The organism is Vannielia sp. ABF1_015, from assembly GCF_056160745.1.
Genome location: NZ_JBSWXT010000002.1, coordinates 489,089 through 505,622 on the forward strand (window position 1 = coordinate 489,089; position 16,534 = coordinate 505,622).

The 16,534-nt window shown below is 64.9% G+C and carries 14 protein-coding genes; 11 read left to right on the forward strand and 3 right to left on the reverse strand.

The features are described from left to right. Positions 1-19 precede the first annotated feature (19 nt). The 7 genes from ACXAG6_RS14900 to ACXAG6_RS14930 all read left to right on the forward strand — a co-directional run bounded on the left by ACXAG6_RS14900 (position 20) and on the right by ACXAG6_RS14930 (position 5,348). On the forward strand, positions 20-1,159 hold the full coding sequence (locus ACXAG6_RS14900) for an acyl-CoA dehydrogenase family protein (protein WP_475338537.1): 1,140 nt from the start codon (positions 20-22) through the stop codon (positions 1,157-1,159). After that, the gene (locus ACXAG6_RS14905; RefSeq protein ID WP_475338538.1) at positions 1,156-2,211 is read left to right on the forward strand and encodes an enoyl-CoA hydratase/isomerase family protein; all 1,056 of its coding nucleotides are present in this window, start codon (positions 1,156-1,158) and stop codon (positions 2,209-2,211) included. The genes ACXAG6_RS14900 and ACXAG6_RS14905 overlap by 4 nt, the downstream gene beginning before the upstream one ends. Continuing rightward, on the forward strand, positions 2,208-3,077 hold the full coding sequence (gene mmsB / locus ACXAG6_RS14910) for a 3-hydroxyisobutyrate dehydrogenase (protein WP_475338540.1): 870 nt from the start codon (positions 2,208-2,210) through the stop codon (positions 3,075-3,077). Before ACXAG6_RS14905 ends, mmsB begins: the two co-directional genes overlap by 4 nt. 127 nt (positions 3,078-3,204) lie before the next feature. After that, entirely contained in the window at positions 3,205-3,711 is a 507-nt protein-coding gene (locus ACXAG6_RS14915; protein ID WP_475338541.1) for a hypothetical protein, read from the forward strand. Between the two features lie 120 nt (positions 3,712-3,831). Continuing rightward, positions 3,832-4,035 carry a YgaP family membrane protein gene (locus ACXAG6_RS14920; RefSeq protein ID WP_475338542.1) on the forward strand — a complete coding sequence of 68 codons (204 nt, stop codon included), beginning with the start codon at positions 3,832-3,834 and terminating at the stop codon, positions 4,033-4,035. A 112-nt stretch (positions 4,036-4,147) separates the two neighbouring features. Beyond that, positions 4,148-4,555, forward strand: a complete 408-nt coding sequence (locus tag ACXAG6_RS14925) for an RcnB family protein (protein WP_475338544.1) — start codon at positions 4,148-4,150, stop codon at positions 4,553-4,555. 61 nt (positions 4,556-4,616) lie between these two features. After that, on the forward strand, positions 4,617-5,348 hold the full coding sequence (locus tag ACXAG6_RS14930; RefSeq protein WP_475338545.1) for a hypothetical protein: 732 nt from the start codon (positions 4,617-4,619) through the stop codon (positions 5,346-5,348). A gap of 240 nt (positions 5,349-5,588) precedes the next feature. Here ACXAG6_RS14930 and uvrA read toward each other — a convergent pair whose 3' ends face one another. Beyond that, positions 5,589-8,450: an excinuclease ABC subunit UvrA gene (uvrA, locus tag ACXAG6_RS14935; RefSeq protein ID WP_475338546.1), complete on the reverse strand. Its 2,862-nt coding sequence runs from the start codon at positions 8,448-8,450 to the stop codon at positions 5,589-5,591. A 96-nt stretch (positions 8,451-8,546) separates the two neighbouring features. Continuing rightward, positions 8,547-9,422: a LysR family transcriptional regulator gene (locus ACXAG6_RS14940; protein WP_475338548.1), complete on the reverse strand. Its 876-nt coding sequence runs from the start codon at positions 9,420-9,422 to the stop codon at positions 8,547-8,549. A gap of 124 nt (positions 9,423-9,546) precedes the next feature. Between ACXAG6_RS14940 and ACXAG6_RS14945 the strand changes: the two genes are divergently transcribed. Then, positions 9,547-9,840, forward strand: a complete 294-nt coding sequence (locus ACXAG6_RS14945; RefSeq protein WP_475338549.1) for a DUF1330 domain-containing protein — start codon at positions 9,547-9,549, stop codon at positions 9,838-9,840. On the opposite strand, the gene ACXAG6_RS14950 is transcribed toward ACXAG6_RS14945, so the two are convergent. After that, positions 9,815-10,957, reverse strand: a complete 1,143-nt coding sequence (locus ACXAG6_RS14950; protein WP_475338551.1) for an MFS transporter — start codon at positions 10,955-10,957, stop codon at positions 9,815-9,817. The two genes, ACXAG6_RS14945 and ACXAG6_RS14950, sit on opposite strands and share 26 nt — an antisense overlap. 101 nt (positions 10,958-11,058) lie before the next feature. Between ACXAG6_RS14950 and ACXAG6_RS14955 the strand changes: the two genes are divergently transcribed. From ACXAG6_RS14955 to ACXAG6_RS14965, 3 genes are all read left to right on the forward strand, one after another. Beyond that, entirely contained in the window at positions 11,059-14,016 is a 2,958-nt protein-coding gene (locus tag ACXAG6_RS14955) for a vWA domain-containing protein (protein ID WP_475338552.1), read from the forward strand. 179 nt (positions 14,017-14,195) lie between these two features. Further along, positions 14,196-15,383, forward strand: coding sequence for an acyl-CoA dehydrogenase (locus ACXAG6_RS14960; RefSeq protein WP_475338553.1), 1,188 nt, complete (start codon positions 14,196-14,198; stop codon positions 15,381-15,383). A gap of 98 nt (positions 15,384-15,481) precedes the next feature. Continuing rightward, positions 15,482-16,438 (forward strand): phosphoadenosine phosphosulfate reductase, encoded by a 957-nt coding sequence (locus ACXAG6_RS14965; protein ID WP_475338555.1) that lies wholly within the window; start codon positions 15,482-15,484, stop codon positions 16,436-16,438. Positions 16,439-16,534 lie beyond the last annotated feature (96 nt).

Sequence of the window (16,534 nt, forward strand, 5' to 3'; positions counted from 1 at the left end):
CCCCTGGGGAGGAGCACACATGAACTTCGAACTCACCGAAGAGCAAACCGCCATCTTCGACATGGCCCACAGCTTTGGCCAAAACGCCATCGCCCCTCATGCCCGCACGTGGGAGGCCGAGGGCACCATTCCCAAGGCCCTCTGGCCCGAGATCGCCGCCCTCGGCCTCGCCGGCCTCTACGTCCCCGAAGAGCACGGCGGCTCCGGCCTCTCCCGGCTTGATGCCACCCTCGTCTTCGAGGCGCTCTCCATGGCCTGCCCCTCCGTCGCGGCCTTCCTCTCCATCCACAACATGTGCGCCAAGATGCTCTCGGCGTTTGGGTCCGACGAGACCCGCGAGAAGTATCTCCCCAAGGCCCTCACCATGGAGACGGTCTTTTCCTACTGCCTCACCGAGCCCGGCTCCGGCTCCGACGCGGCGGCGCTCAAGACCCGCGCCACCAAAACAAACGAAGGCTACCAGCTCACCGGCACCAAGGCCTTCATCTCCGGCGGCGGCTATTCCGATGCCTACATCGTCATGGCCCGCACCGGCGACGACAGCCCGCGCGGCATCTCCGCCCTCATCGTTGAAGACGGCACCGAGGGCCTCTCTTTCGGCGCGCTGGAAGACAAGATGGGCTGGCGCTCCCAGCCCACCCGGCAAGTCCAGATGGATAGCTGCCCCGTCCCGCCCGAAAACCTCCTCGGAGAAGAAGGCGCAGGCTTCAAATACGCCATGATGGGCCTCGACGGCGGCCGCCTCAACATCTCCGCCTGCTCCCTCGGCGCCGCCCAGACGGCCCTCACCGCAACGCTGGCCTACATGGCCGACCGCAAAGCCTTCGGGCGCTCCATCGACCAGTTCCAAGCCCTCCAGTTCCGCCTCGCCGATATGGAGATAGAGCTGCAAGCCGCCCGCACCTTCCTGCGCCAAGCGGCGTGGAAGCTCGACACGCAGGCCCCCGACGCCACCCAGCACTGTGCCATGGCCAAGAAGTTCTGCACCGAGGCCGGCTCCCGCATCGTCGACCAATGCCTGCAGCTCCACGGCGGCTACGGCTACCTCGCCGACTACGGCATCGAAAAGCTCGCCCGAGACCTCCGCGTCCACCAGATCCTCGAAGGCACGAATGAAATCATGCGCATGATCGTGGCCCGTGGCATGCTCGCCAAATGACCGACATCCACATCCGCACCGAGGGCCGCGCAGGCCGCATCACCCTCACCCGTGAAAAGGCGCTCAACGCCCTCACCTACGAGATGTGCCTCGCCGTCGATGCCGCCCTGAAGGACTGGGCCGAAGACCCCGCCGTGCAGCTCGTCCTGATCGACGCGACAGGCGAAAAGGCCTTCTGCGCCGGTGGTGACATCGTAGAGATGTATCAAACCGGCACCGCAGGAAACTACGGTTACGGCCGCAAATTCTGGCGCGATGAATACGCCATGAACGCCCGCCTCGCCACCTACCCCAAGCCCGTCGTCGCCTTCCTGCAAGGCTTCACCATGGGCGGCGGCGTGGGCCTCGGCTGCCATGCCGCGCATCGCATCATCGGCGACAGCACCCAGATCGCCATGCCAGAATGCGCCATCGGGCTGGTGCCAGACGTCGGCGGCTCCCACATTCTTGCAAAGCTCTCCGCCCTCCACCCCGGCGCGGGGGCGTGGTTGGGCACCACCGGCCACCGCCTCAAGGCCATGCACGGGCTCTTCGGCTTCGCCGATCATCTCGTCGCCGAAGCCCACTGGCCCGCCCTCAAGGCCCGTATGGCCGAAAGCGGCAGCCCCCACGTGCCGCCCGAGCTCGAAGGCGCCGACCTCGCCGCTCAGGCCGATTTCTACATCGAGATGCGCGGCGTCGCTGCCCACTTCGAAAAACCCCACACAGAGGTCGCCGCCTCCCTCGCCGCCGATCCCTCCAACCTCGCCCAAGCCGCGCTCAAGGCCCTCACCCGCGCCGACCCGCTCGCCGCCGCCTGCCACATCGAAATCCTGCGCCGCCTCGGGCCAAGCAGCACCATCCACGAGGCCCTCACCCTCGAATACCGCTTCACCCACCGCTGCATGGAACACGGGAACTTCCTCGAAGGCATCCGCGCCGCCGTGATCGACAAGGACAAGCAGCCCAAATGGCCCCACGCCGCGCTCGCGGAGGTGACGGAGGCCGAGGTGCAGGCCATGCTCGCCCCACTGGGCGATGACGAACTTACATTTCCGGAGGATACCCCATGAAAATCGGCTTCATCGGACTGGGCAACATGGGTGCGCCCATGGCCCTCAACCTCATCGCCGCGGGCCATGATGTCACCGGCTTCGACACCGCGGCCAAGCCCGAGGGCATCCCCCTCGCCGCCTCCGCTGCCGAGGCCACGCTTGGGGCCGAGGTGGTCATCACCATGCTGCCCAATGGCGACATCCTGCGCGCCGTCGCCGCCCAGATCCACCCGGCCATGGGCCAAAACACCATCCACCTCGATTGCTCCACGGTTGATGTCGCCTCCGCCCAAGCGGTGGCCGAAGCCGCGCAAACCTCCGGCCTCGCCGCGCTGGATGCGCCCGTCTCCGGCGGCACCGGCGGCGCCACGGCAGGCACCCTCACCTTCATGGTCGGCGGCCCTGCCGAGGCCTATACCACCGCCAAACCGCTCTTCGACATCATGGGCCAAAAGTCCGTCCACTGCGGCGGCGCGGGCATGGGCCAGGCCGCCAAGATCTGCAACAACATGATCCTCGGCGTCACCATGATCGCCACCTGCGAGAGCTTTGCACTGGCCGACAAGCTCGGCCTCGACCGGCAGGCGATGTTCGATGTGGTCTCCACCTCCTCCGGCCAAAGCTGGAGCATGAACACCTACTGCCCCGCCCCCGGCGTTGGCCCGCAAAGCCCGGCAGACAACGGCTACCAGCCCGGATTCGCCGCCGCCCTCATGCTGAAAGACCTGCGCCTGTCCCAACAGGCCGCCGAACAGGCCGACGCCGACACCCCGATGGGCGAAGCCGCGATGAAGCTCTATGAAGCCTTCGTCGAGGCTGAAGGCGCGGGCGACAAGGACTTCTCCGCCATGCTCCCCCGCTTTGAGGCCCGCAAGCGCTCGTAGCAAAGGGCCTTACTCAGCCCCCGGCGTCACCCATCGCTCCAAAATTTTACACACCCCACGGTTGCACCGCTGCGGGTGCACCCCACATTGACGTTACGTCATTTTTATCACCACAAGGAATTTTCCAATGACCGAATGGACGATCGAATGTGCCGAAGAAGACTGTGAAGTCTGCGAGATGAAGTGCAGCGGCAGCCCCGTTGGCCGGACCTGCCCAGAAACCGGTGCCGAAATTGTGCGCGCCACCCCCATCCGCTCAGACGGAGACAGAACCTTCTCCCTCTCCAACCGCGCCGGGCTACGCTGGCGCACCCATGTGCGCGGCTCGCTGATGAAAGGGCAAACCATCGGTGGCAAGCTGGTCTGCGCAATCTGCCGCAAGCCCATCGACATCGACGATGCAGGCAAGATCAGCTACAAATCAAAAAGCGGCAGGCTCCACCGCGAGGCCCCACCGATTGATCACTACGGCCCCGACTGGCGGCACCGAAAACGGAAGGTCGAGCGGGATCCGGTCTACCGGCGCGGCGGAGTGCAAAAGCAGTATAAAATGCTGATGAACGCCTACAACGCCATGCCTCTGCGCATCACCCACCGCCACTGCAACCTCGCCCGCTCCAAAGGCGACGCATAGGCAGCCGCCTCTGGCCGCGGCGGCCCTATATCCGCCGCGGCCCTGCGTCCATTCGCCCTCTGCCATCCGACCCTCGCTTATTGCATTCTAACATTCGAATATAATTGCAAGGAGGCATCCATGTTCAAGACCAACGTCGGCGGAATCGACCGCATTCTGCGCATCCTCGTCGGAGCGGGCCTGCTCATCGGCTTCGTGCTCAACCGTGACAGCGCCTATAGCTGGCTTTACCTGATTGGCATCATCCCTCTCGTGACCGGCCTGCTCGCAACCTGCCCGCTCTATTCGCTCTTCGGTTTCAACACCTGCCCGATGAAGCGCTGAGCGGCATTTGCACCACATCACAACATCAACCCGCTGTGATGAAACCTGAGCCGACCCGCCGTGTTGTGCCCCCAACGCCCCACGAGGCACCGCAAATCGAGCGAGGCACAAGATGACCCGACTGACCAAACTGACAGCCGCCGCCACGGCGATCTGCCTTGCGCTCGGCACACCGGGGCTTGCGCAGGGCAAAGGGCAGGCGAAAAAGGCCCACGCCAAGCAAAAGCACCGCGTCGAGCAAAGCCATGCACGCGGGTGCCCGCCCGGCTTGGCCAAAAAAAGCCCGTCCTGCGTGCCCCCCGGTCAGGCCAAGAAGGCGCAACGCAAGGCACCGCTCATCCACGTGGGCACCGATCTCGGCGGGCGTGATTACGTGGTCGTGAAGCCTTGGCAATATGGCCTTGAGCCCGCGCCGCGCGGGTCGCGCTATGCGGTAACTGATGGCGTTCTGGTCCGGATCGACAATGACACCGCTGAGGTGCTCGACTTGATCCGCGCCGTCGAAGCCATCGCCAACTGATGCACCAACAAAGAGAGGCGCGAAAATGAAACCACCCGCGCCTCTCCAGCGTTATCTCGGCATGGAACGTCTCAAAGCCCTGCTCGTGCTGGCCGCGTCAGCCACTTTCGTCGCCTCGCCGCTCTTCGTCACCAGCTTTGCTGGTTACGATCCCGCGCTCTTCCCCGTCCCCCAGATCGACCCGCCCGTGCAACCCGCCGGCTGGGCCTTTTCCATCTGGGGGCTGATCTATGCATGGCTCATCGTCTCCGCAGTCTACGGCCTGCTCGCCCGCGCTATGGATCCGGCATGGGACAGGCCCCGCTGGCCCCTCTTCGGTGCGCTCGCCCTCGGCACCTTCTGGCTCTACACGGCAACCCTCTCGCCCATCTGGGCCACCGTGCTGATCTTCGTGATGCTGATCCTCGCCCTCGGCACCGCCGCCCGCGCACCCTCCCACGACAGTTGGCTGCTCGGTGCGCCCCTCGGCCTCTTCGCGGGTTGGCTCACCGCCGCCAGCTTCGCCTCCCTCGGTATCACCGCAGCCGGGTTCGGCCTTTGGATGGGCCAAACCGCATGGGCCTTCGCCTGCATCACCGGCGCGCTGGTGGTTGGCCTTACCGCCCTGCTCACCTTGCGCCCGCACCCAACCTACGCGCTTGCCCTCGCCTGGGCCCTGGCTGCCATCGCGATAAAGGATTGGGGCACCCACACCGATGTTGCCCTCTTCGCGGCCCTCGGCGCGCTCGCCACTCTCGCGGCCATGCTCCGCAGCTACTACCTACGCGCCACGCCCGCCACTCCGGCGCAATAACCGGCACCTTCCTTTGAGCGGCGGCATACCTCCGGGTTGATAGCCGCATAGCCCGAGGGTGTGGATCCCGGGAGCGGCTGCAGGACGCCACGCACCAAAACCAACCACGCCATCCCCTGACGATCAATTAAGATCAAGCAAACCCAGAGAAGCCGCACATTAACGCCAAAACCCGCGCCAACCGTGCGCAAGCTCAGAGTTATGGGATGTGCATCACTTGTGCATGGGTTGTGGCCCTGCTCATTCCGCCGCCACCCGCTTCGCCGCAAGCATTTCCTTAAGGTATCGCCCGGTATGGCTTGCCTCCACCTCGGCCACCTGTTCCGGCGTGCCCGTGGCCACCACAGTGCCCCCGCCATCGCCGCCCTCGGGGCCAATATCAATGATGTGGTCGGCGGTCTTGATGACATCGAGGTTGTGCTCGATCACCACCACCGAGTTGCCCTGATCCACCAATTCATGCAGCACTTCCAACAGCTTGCGCACATCCTCAAAGTGCAAGCCGGTCGTCGGCTCATCAAGGATATACAGCGTCCGCCCGGTGCTCCGCTTGGCGAGTTCCTTGCTCAGCTTCACCCGCTGCGCCTCACCGCCAGAGAGCGTCGTCGCCTGCTGGCCGACCTTGATGTAGCCCAAACCAACCCGCACCAGCGCATCCATCTTCTCACGGATGCTCGGCACCGCCTTGAAAAACTCCTGCGCGTCTTCGACGGTCATATCAAGAACATCCGCTATGCTCTTGCCCTTAAACCGAATTTCCAGCGTCTCCCGGTTATACCGGGCACCCTGACAGGTCTCGCAGGTCACATAGACATCGGGCAAAAAGTGCATCTCGATCTTGATGACCCCATCCCCCTGACACGCCTCGCACCGCCCCCCTTTTACGTTGAAAGAAAAGCGCCCCGGCTTGTATCCCCGCGCCTTCGCCTCCGGCAGACCGGCAAACCAATCACGGATCGGGGTGAAGGCCCCGGTATAAGTCGCTGGATTGCTTCGCGGCGTCCGCCCGATGGGCCGCTGGTCGATATCAATCACCTTATCCAGCAGTTCCAGCCCCTTGATCGTCTCGCAGGGCGCAGGCGTCTGGCGCGCGCCGTTCAGCCGCATTGAGGCCGTCTTGAACAGCGTCTCTATCGTCAGCGTGGATTTACCACCCCCGCTAACCCCCGAAACACAAACGAATTTCCCCAGCGGGAAATCAACGGTCACATCCTTGAGGTTGTTGCCGCTGGCCTTCTTCACCGTCAGCTTCTTCTTGTTGCCCTTTCTACGTTCGGTGGGCACAGGAATTTCTCGCTTTCCGCTGAGATACTCCCCGGTGACCGACTTCGGATTCGCCGCAATCTCCGCAGGAGTGCCATGCGCCACGACCTCGCCACCATGCACGCCCGCCCCCGGGCCGATATCGAAGACATAATCCGCCTCGCGGATCGCCTCTTCGTCATGCTCCACCACGATCACAGTGTTGCCTTGGTCACGCAGGTTCTTCAGCGTCGTCAGCAGCCGCCCGTTGTCGCGTTGGTGCAAGCCAATGGAGGGCTCGTCGAGCACATAGAGCACGCCTGTGAGCCCCGAGCCGATCTGCGAGGCCAGCCGGATCCGCTGGCTCTCGCCGCCACTTAATGTTCCACTTGAACGTGACAGCGTAAGATACTCCAAACCAACGTTATTCAGGAATCCGAGACGCTCGCGGATTTCCTTCAAAATGGCCTTGGCAATCTCGTTCTTCTGCTTGCTCAGCTTCTTCGGCGCGGCGTCGATCCACTCCAGCGCCTCGCGGATCGAGAGCTGAACCACCTGCCCCACATGGTCGCCCGCGATCTTAACCGCCAGCGCCTCTTCCCTCAGCCGGTAGCCCCCGCAGGCCCCGCACGGCCGGTTGTTCTGAAACCGCTCAAACTCCTCGCGGATCCAGTTGCTGTCGGTCTCCCGGTAGCGCCGCTCCATATTGGGGATAACCCCCTCGAAAGGCCGGGAAATTTCATAAACCCGACCGCCCTCATCATAGCGAAACTTGATCTCTTCTTCGCCCGATCCGTAGAGAAAAACCTGCTGCACATGCGCCGGCAGATCCTTCCACACCGTGTTCTTGTCAAACTCGTAGTGCTTGGCAATCGCCTCAATTGTCTGAAGAAAATAAGGGCTCTTGCCCTTCCGCCAAGGCGCTAACGCCCCGTCATAAATCTTCAGCGCCTGGTCAGGCACCACCAGCCGCTCGTCAAAGAACAGCTCCACCCCAAGCCCGTCACACTCCGGACAGGCCCCGAAGGGCGCGTTGAACGAAAACAGCCGCGGTTCGATCTCGGGGATGGTGAAGCCACTGACAGGACAGGCAAAATTCTCGGAGAAGGTAAAGCGCTCCGGCTCCTCATCCTCTTTCACCGCGGTTTCCAAAATCGCGATGCCCTGCGCCAGATCCAGCGCCGTGCGGAACGAATCCGCCAGCCGCGTCTCGATCCCTTCCTTCACCACGATCCGGTCAACCACCACGTCAATGTCATGGCGATATTTCTTGTCGAGCTTGGGCGCATCATCCAGCTCATGAAAGGCCCCGTCGACCTTCACCCGCTGAAAGCCCTGCTTGCGTAACTCAAGGAATTCCTTGCGATATTCCCCCTTTCGGTCCCGCACGATCGGGGCCAGCAGGTAAGCCCGCGTGCCCTCCTCCATGGCCATGACACGGTCCACCATGTCCTGCACCTGCTGCGCCTCGATCGGCAGGCCGGTGGCCGGGGAATAGGGCGTTCCGGCACGGGCAAAGAGCAGCCGGAGATAGTCATAAATCTCCGTCACCGTCCCCACGGTCGAACGCGGGTTCTTCGAGGTGGTCTTCTGCTCAATCGAAATCGCCGGGCTCAAGCCGCTGATGTGATCCACATCAGGTTTTTCCATCATATCAAGGAATTGCCGGGCATAGGCACTCAGGCTTTCAACATACCGCCGCTGCCCCTCGGCATAGACGGTATCAAACGCGAGGCTCGATTTGCCAGAGCCAGACAGCCCAGTAATCACCACAAGCTCGTCGCGCGGAATATCCACGTCGATCCCCTTGAGGTTATGCTCTCGCGCCCCCCGCACTTCGATATACTTCAACTCGGCCATGTCACCCCCGGCGGTTCACAAGGCCAAGAGATAGAGCACCGTCCGCCTCAGGCCAACATAAAAGTGAGAACATTCCGTAAACATGCTGACAAGGATTCACTCTTCTCCGAGGTAATGAGCGGCGCGGCTGGCAAATCGGCGCGCGATGAAGCGCAGAAAGCCCGAAACCAGCGGCGCGTGCCTCAGCTCCGGATGGGTCAGCGCCCAGATTGGCATATAAGGCACCAGCGGCGTGCCGGGCACCCGCAGCAGCCCTTCACCCTCCATGAAGCAGGGCATCCGCGTCAGCCCGATCCCCTGTTTGACAAGGCTTACTGCCGCCATCATGTCATCGCAGAGCGTGGCGAGCACAGCATTGGGAAAACGCACCTGAATACTCTTGGCCACCGGCGCGTCCCAAGCGGTGAAGCCAACAACGGGGAGCGGTCCGGCCCCGCCGAGAGCCTCTTGGTAACGCTTTATGAACCCTTCGCTGGCATAGAGTGCGGCGCGTTGGTCGGTGATCTTCCGGCCCCACAGGCTCTCGGCAGGGGCGTGGCTCACCCGGATCGCCACATCCGCCTCGCGCCGGTGGAGATCGAGGATGCGGTTGTCGCCAAGGATGTGCAGCTCCATGGCGCGGTGCTCGGCCTGCCAAAGGGCGATGTCTTCGGCAAAGGCGTTGTCCGCCACCAGCGGCGGCACCGTCACCCGCAGCACGCCGCCTTCCCCGGCCCGGGCTGCGAGTTCGAGATCGAGCGCAATGGCCTCCGCCTCCATTGCCTCCGCCCGCGCGGCCGCCGCGGCCCCTTCTGCCGTCAGGCGCACCCCTTCGGGCAGCCGCTCGAAGAACCGCCGCCCGGCGCGCGCCTCCAGCCGCGCCAGCTGCCGCGATACCGTGCCGTGGTTGATGCCCAGCACCCGCGCCGCACCCGAAAGGCTTCCGGCGCGCGCCAGTTCCAGCACCAAGCGCAGGTCGTTCCACTCCAGCATCTGGCAATTCTCCCTCAGCCCCGCCCTGCCGTGCCCTTGCAATATTGCACAGCCCCCTTGCCGATCCGAGCAATTTTGCACGGCACCCCGGCACGGCACTCTGGCCGCAACCAGAGGAGAGACCATGACCCACTACGTTACCGTCCAGATCGAAGTGACAGACCCGGAGATGATGCAGCAATATCGCGAACGCGGCTTCGAGCCGGTGCAAAAGCATGGCGGCCAGATGATCGCAGGCGGGCCAAACTGCGAGGTGCTGGAAGACAATGGCGGCGGCCCCCCAGCCTCCGTCCTGCTCGCCTTCCCCTCCGCCGAAGCCGCCCGCGCTTGGGCAGAAGACCCTGAATTTGCAGAGGTTTACGCGCTGCGGCGGCGGGCGGCCAAAACCACCATCACCCTGCTTCCGCCGAAGGGCTGACGCGAGCGAAAATCAACCAGACCGCCAACATCGCGGCGAGCGAAAGCCCCACCACCAGCACCGCCATGCCGCCGAGGCCCGCATCCAGCGCGAGCGAGAAAATCGGGATGGTGAGCGCGGTGCCGATGTTGCCGAACTGCGCGATGGCCCCGTTGGCGCGGGCGGTATCGGCCGGGTCGGGGTTGAGCAACGGCGCGGCGGCGAAGGCCGCGCCGGGAACTGCCCCGAAGGCCAGCAGCATCGGCACGGCAAGCGCCAGCCGCACGCCCGGGAGCAGGTAGAACAGCACCATCAGCGCCGCCCCGGCAGCGAAGGCCACTAGCGCCAGCCTTTGCGGTGCAATCCGCCGCGTCGCCGCCCCGGCCCAGAAGGTGCCCACCAGCGCGACCAGCGGCAGCAGCGGCGCGGTCCACGTGCCAAGGAACTCCGGCAGGAAGGTGATGAGGGCCATGAACATCATCGCGTGCCAGAAGAACATCAGCGCCGGGGCAAAGCGGCGGGCGCTGGTGTAAATCGCCACATGCCGCGCCAGCCAGCCCTCGGCCGCCGCCGGCCCGCGCCCCACGGCGCGCGGCAGCAGCGGCACAAGCGCCCCACCCACCACGGCCAGAAACGCCGCATGCGCCCAGTAAAGACCTGTTCCCAAATCCATTTCCAACACCGACATCAGCGCAAACCCGATCCCGAAGAAGGTGCCCCAAAGCCCCATCACCGCGCCGCGATGGGCCGGGGTGCAGCTTGCGGCCATCAGCGTCGGCGCGGCCACGACGATAGCCAAATGGGCAAACCCCTCGGCCAAGCGCAGCGCCAAAAACAGCCCGAAGGTGGGCAGCAGCGCCTCCGCCGCGCCCAGCGCCACGCCGCCCACGATTGCCGCAATCAGCACCCGCCGCGCCCCGAAGCGGGCCACAACGATGCCCGCCGTCGCGCCAAAGATCACCCCGGCCACCGAGGTCATCGACACCGCCAACGGCAGCGCCCCGCCCGCCTCCGGATAGCGCGTGCCCAGCGCCCCCAGCGTCAGCGCAACCTTGGCAAAATGCCCCGCCGCTAGCAGACCCAGAAGGTAAAGCAGGGTGACGAGCGGCCAGTTGGTGCGGGTGGGAAGGTCTGTCATCCACCGCTTGTGGCCCGCCCCCGCTGCAAGGTCAATTTGCTGCAAGCGACGACCCGTGCTTAACTCTGGGGCAATTCATTTTGACACAGAGGCCATTACCCATGCTTCGCGCGATAACCCTTTGCCTGTGCACCCTTTTTGCAGCCGCCGCCACGGCACAGGAGCGCCCCCGGGCGATTCTGGTTATGGATGGGTCCGGCTCGATGTGGGGCCAGATCGACGGCAAGGCCAAGATCACAATCGCGCAGGAGGTGGTCGGCACCGTGCTTGGCACCATCCCCGACGATCAGGAGCTTGGCCTCACCCTCTACGGCCACCGCCGCAAGGGCGATTGCAGCGATATCGAAACTGTCGTGCAGCCCGGCACCGGCACCAAACCGGCCATCCAAAGCGCGGTCAACGGTGTCTCGCCCAAGGGCAAAACCCCGATGACCGAGGCCGTGCGCCAAGCCGCCGAAGCGCTTAAATACACGGAAGAAAAGGCCACCGTCATCCTCGTCTCCGACGGCATCGAAACCTGCGATCCCGATCCCTGCGCCGCTGCCGCCGCGCTGGAGCAGGCCGGGGTGGATTTCACCGCCCATGTCGTCGGCTTCGACGTCTCCGAGGCCGAGGCCCTGCGCCAGATGCAATGCATCGCCGATGAAACCGGCGGCCAGTTCATCGAGGCCTCCAACGCTGCCGAGCTGGCCACCGCCATGGTCGCCGTGGTCGATATCGAACCCGCGCCGGAGCCCGAGCCCGAAACCCACGAGGTCCGTTTCCGCGCCACGGCGGGCGAAGGCGGCAGCTTCATCTCCGAAACGCTGGCTTGGGAGATCACCAGCAACGGCATTCCCATGGGCGGCACCATCCTTGAGCCCGCTCCAACTCTGCCGCTCGAAGAGGGCATCTACGACGTCACCGCCACCCGCCCCTCCGATGAGCTCACCCGCAGCGCCACCTTCACCGTCACCCCCGGCACCCAAACCGTCACCGTCATCTTCCCCGCCCCACCCGTGCGGGTGAAGTTTCAGGCCACCGACGGCAAGCACGGCCCCCGCATTTCCGACCCGCTGGTCTGGGATCTCTACCGGGGCGATGCGCTGGTGGAAGGCCCGCTCAATGTCGATGGCTTCACCGCAGAGCTGGAGAAGGGCGAATACCGCGTCACCGTGATGCGCCCCGCCGATGAGGCCAGCGCCGAGGCGGTGGTGGGTGTTGGCTCCGTCAACAAGACGGTCACCGTCGAACTGCCCGAATACAAGCCCGCCGCCACGCTGGATGCCGCAGCCACAGCCGCCGCAGGCGACACGATCCCGGTGCGCTGGACGGGCCCCGAAGGCAAGAATGACACCATCACCGTCGGCATCCCCGGCAATGGCAACCAGATCAACTATACCTACATCCACGACGGCTCCCCGCTCGATCTGCAAATGCCCCCCGAGCCGGGCAGCTACGAGCTGCGCTACATCCTGCGCGACGGCAACAAGGTGCTTGCAACCCGGCCCATCGAGATCACCCCTGTCGACGCCAGTGTCACCCCGCCAGAAAGCTTGCCTGCCGGTGGCAACGTGCAGGTGCGGTGGACCGGACCGGACTACCGGAACGACCACATCACCATCGCCCGCGCGGACGACAGCGGCACCAAATACGAGGCCTACACCTACACCCGCGAAGGTTCGCCGCTCGACCTCCAGCTGCCCGCCGAACCCGGCCGCTATGAGCTGCGCTATGTCATGAATCAGGATCGCACGATCCTTGCCACAGTGCCGGTCGAAGTTACCGCCGTCAGCGCCTCCATCACGCCGCCCGTAGAGCTTCCCGCAGGCGGCACCGTGAAGGTCGGCTGGGAAGGCCCGGATGATCGCAACGACTTCATCGCCATCTTCCCGGAAGGCGAAGACCGCTACGCCGAATACACCTACACCCGAGAGGGCTCCCCCCTCGACCTCACGCTGCCTTCGGCTCCCGGCAAGTATCGTATCTCCTACGTGCAAAACGTGGACCGCACCGAACTCACCAGCGTTCCGGTGGAAGTCACCGCCGTCAGCGCTTCCATCACCCCACCCGCAGAGCTGCCCGCAGGCGGCACGGTCAAGGTCGGCTGGGAAGGACCGGATGATCGCAACGACTTCATCGCCATCTTCCCGGAGGGCGAAGACCGCTACGCCGAGTACACCTACACCAGAGAGGGCTCCCCCCTCGACCTCACGCTGCCCGCAGAGCCCGGCAAATACCGCATCGCCTATGTGCAAAACGTGGACCGCACCGAACTCACCAGCGTTCCGGTGGAAGTCACCGCCGTCAGCGCCTCTATCTCGCCCCCAGCCGAGCTTCCCGCAGGCGGCACCGTCAAAGTCAGCTGGACCGGCCCGGATGATCGCAACGACTTCATCGCCATCTTCCCCGAGGGCGAAAGCAGATACGCCGAGTACACCTACACCAACGAAGGTTCCCCGCTCGACCTGACAGTGCCTGCGGAGCCCGGCAAGTATCGCATCGCCTATGTGCAAAACGTGGACCACAAGGAGTTGACAAGCGTGCCGGTCGAAGTTTCTCCCACCTCGGCCACCCTCACCGTCCCGCCCGAAGCCTCCATCGGCAGCACCCTGCAAGTGGAATGGGCCGGGCCGGACAACCGCAACGACTATATCGCCATCTTCCCTGCAACGGGCGGCACCTATTTCGACTATGCCTACACCTCCAGCGGCAACCCCGCTGAAATGACAGTGCCGCCCACCCCCGGCAACTACGTGGTGCGCTATATCCTCAACGTCGGGCGCGGCGCGATCGCCGAGGTGCCCATCACCGTCACCCCCTCTACGGCCACGCTCACCCCGCAGGGCGAGGCCATGGCCGGCGGTGAGCTCATGGTGCAGTGGGAAGGGCCGGACAACCGGCAGGATTACATCGCCATCTACCCAGCGGCGGGCGGCACCTACACCGCCTACAGCTACACGAAATCGGGCTCTCCGCTCCGGCTCAAGCTTCCCGATGCGCCCGGCGACTACGTGCTGAAATACGTGCTCCACGCCGATAACACGCCGATTGCGGAGCTGCCGATCACCGTGAAGTAGCGCCGATTTTCCCGCTCACCGCCGGCTGCCCAGCATAGGGCGCCCTAGCGGTGGGCGGCGACTTGCGCCGCCCCGCCTGCGCGGCACAACGTCCGCCACGCGAAACAGCGTTCCGCACCCCCTTCCCCTCGCCGCCCAATCCGTTACCTTGCGCAGCGAACCACCGGGAGGGAGCCATCATGTCAGACAAAGCCACATTCACCTGGGAAGACCCCTTCCGCCTCGACGACCAGCTTGGTGAAGACGAGCGGATGCTCTCCCGCGCCGCCGCCCAATTTGCCCAAGCCGAGCTGGCCCCCCGCATCATCGAGGCCTACCGCGACGCCGCCGTTGCGCCCGAGCTCTTTCCGCTTATGGGCGCGGCCGGCCTGCTTGGCGTCACCATCCCCGAGGAATACGGCGGGCTTGGCGCCTCCTACACCTCCTACGGCCTCATCGCCCGCGAGGTGGAGCGCATCGATTCGGGCTACCGCTCGATGATGTCGGTGCAAAGCTCCCTCGTGATCCACCCGATCAACGCCTATGGCTCCGAGGAGCAGCGCCGCAAGTACCTCCCCGGCCTCTGCTCGGGCGAACTCATCGGCTGCTTCGGCCTCACCGAGCCCGATGCAGGCTCCGACCCCGGCGGCATGAAGACCCGCGCCACCAAAACCGCCACGGGCTACACCCTCAACGGCTCCAAGATGTGGATCTCCAACAGCCCCATCGCCGATGTCTTCGTGGTCTGGGCCAAATCCGAAGAGCACGGCGGCAAGATCCGCGGCTTCGTGCTCGAAAAGGGCATGAAAGGCCTCTCCGCCCCCAAGATCGGCGGCAAACTCAGCTTGCGCGCCTCCGTCACCGGCGAGATCGTCATGGACAACGTCGAGGTCGGCGAAGATGCCCTGCTGCCCAACGCCGAGGGCCTCTCCGGCCCCTTCGGCTGCCTCAACCGCGCCCGCTTCGGCATTGCATGGGGGGCGATGGGCGCCGCCGAGTTCTGCTGGCACGCCGCACGGCAATACGGGCTGGATCGCAAGCAATTCGGCAAACCCCTCGCAGGCACCCAGCTCTTCCAGCTCAAGCTCGCCAACATGCAAACCGAGATCGCGCTTGGCCTGCAAGGCGCCCTGCGCGCGGGCCAGCTCTTTGATGGCGATGGCTGCCCGCCCGAGCTGATCTCGCTGATGAAGCGTAACAACTGCGGCAAGGCGCTGGAAATCGCCCGCATCGCGCGCGACATGCACGGCGGCAACGGGATTTCCGAGGAGTTTCAGGTCATGCGCCACGCCGCCAACCTCGAAACCGTGAACACCTATGAGGGCACGCACGACATCCACGCATTGATCCTCGGGCGTGCACAAACCGGGCTGCAGGCGTTCTTCTAGAGCTCATTCGTCAACAGCACACCGAGGCGATGGATTCCGCCTCGCGAAGGACTTATGGTTAGTCCCGGGAAGCGCACGTGGGGTGCGCCGGGGCTGCCATGACCCAAGATACTGAAACCACCCGCCGCGCCCGCTGGCGCGTGACACTCGACGCACATGGCGCCGAGCACGGCGTCCACCTGCGTCTGGGCGACGATCACGGCGCGCTGTTCACCGAGGATGGCGAAACCCTCCTCGTGACCTTCGAGATGGCCGAGACGATCCGCGATGAAGGACAGGGCGGCCTGCCCTATGGCCTCCAGATCGCCGGGCGCGACGGCTGCTCCCAGCTCTGCCTCTACTCCGAGACAGACGGGTTCTTTCGCGCTCAGGAGGTGTTTGACTACTTCGACGGGTTGATCGACGAAGGCTTCTTCGACGAGTTCGATCGCGTGGTCTTCTATGGCTGCGGACCCTGCGGCTATGCAGCGGCTGCCTTTTCGGTCGCCGCCCCCTTCTCGACCTCGGTCCTGCTGCGCCCCCTGGCCACGCTGGACCCGGCCCGCACCGAATGGGAAAGCCGCTATCCCGAGATGCGGCGCACCGATTTCACCTCGCGCTACGGCTATGCGCCCGACATGCTCGAAGCCGCCGAAAGCGCCTTTGTCATCTACAACCCCGACTTTGCCCGTGACGCAATGCACGCCTCGCTCTTCGAGGCCCCCAACATCCACAAGCTCCGCACCCGTTGGCTGAGCAACAAGCTCGATACCGAGCTGGATGATATGGGCGTGCTCGAACCCCTGCTGCGCGCCGCCCTGCGGGGCAAGCTGACCCCCGCCGGCTTTGCCCGCCTCTGGCGCGACCGGCACCGTCACGGGCCGTGGCTCCGCCGCCTCGTCACCGGGCTCGACGCCGCCGAGCGGCCTTGGCTCACCGGCATCGCCGCCCGCGCCGCGCTTGCGCGCTTCGACTGGCCCCGCCTGCGCAACGCCTATGAGGCCGCCAAGGCCGCCCTTCGGGAAGAGGGCCGCAGCCTGCCTGAGCCGCTAAAACGAAAAGAGGCCGCCGAATAAACGGCAGCCCCTCTTGCATCCGTCCCATCCGGAACGTGCCTCCCCGCCCTGCGGCGGGGCCTATCTTTTCGTAGGGCGCACTTGCGCCCCGCGGCG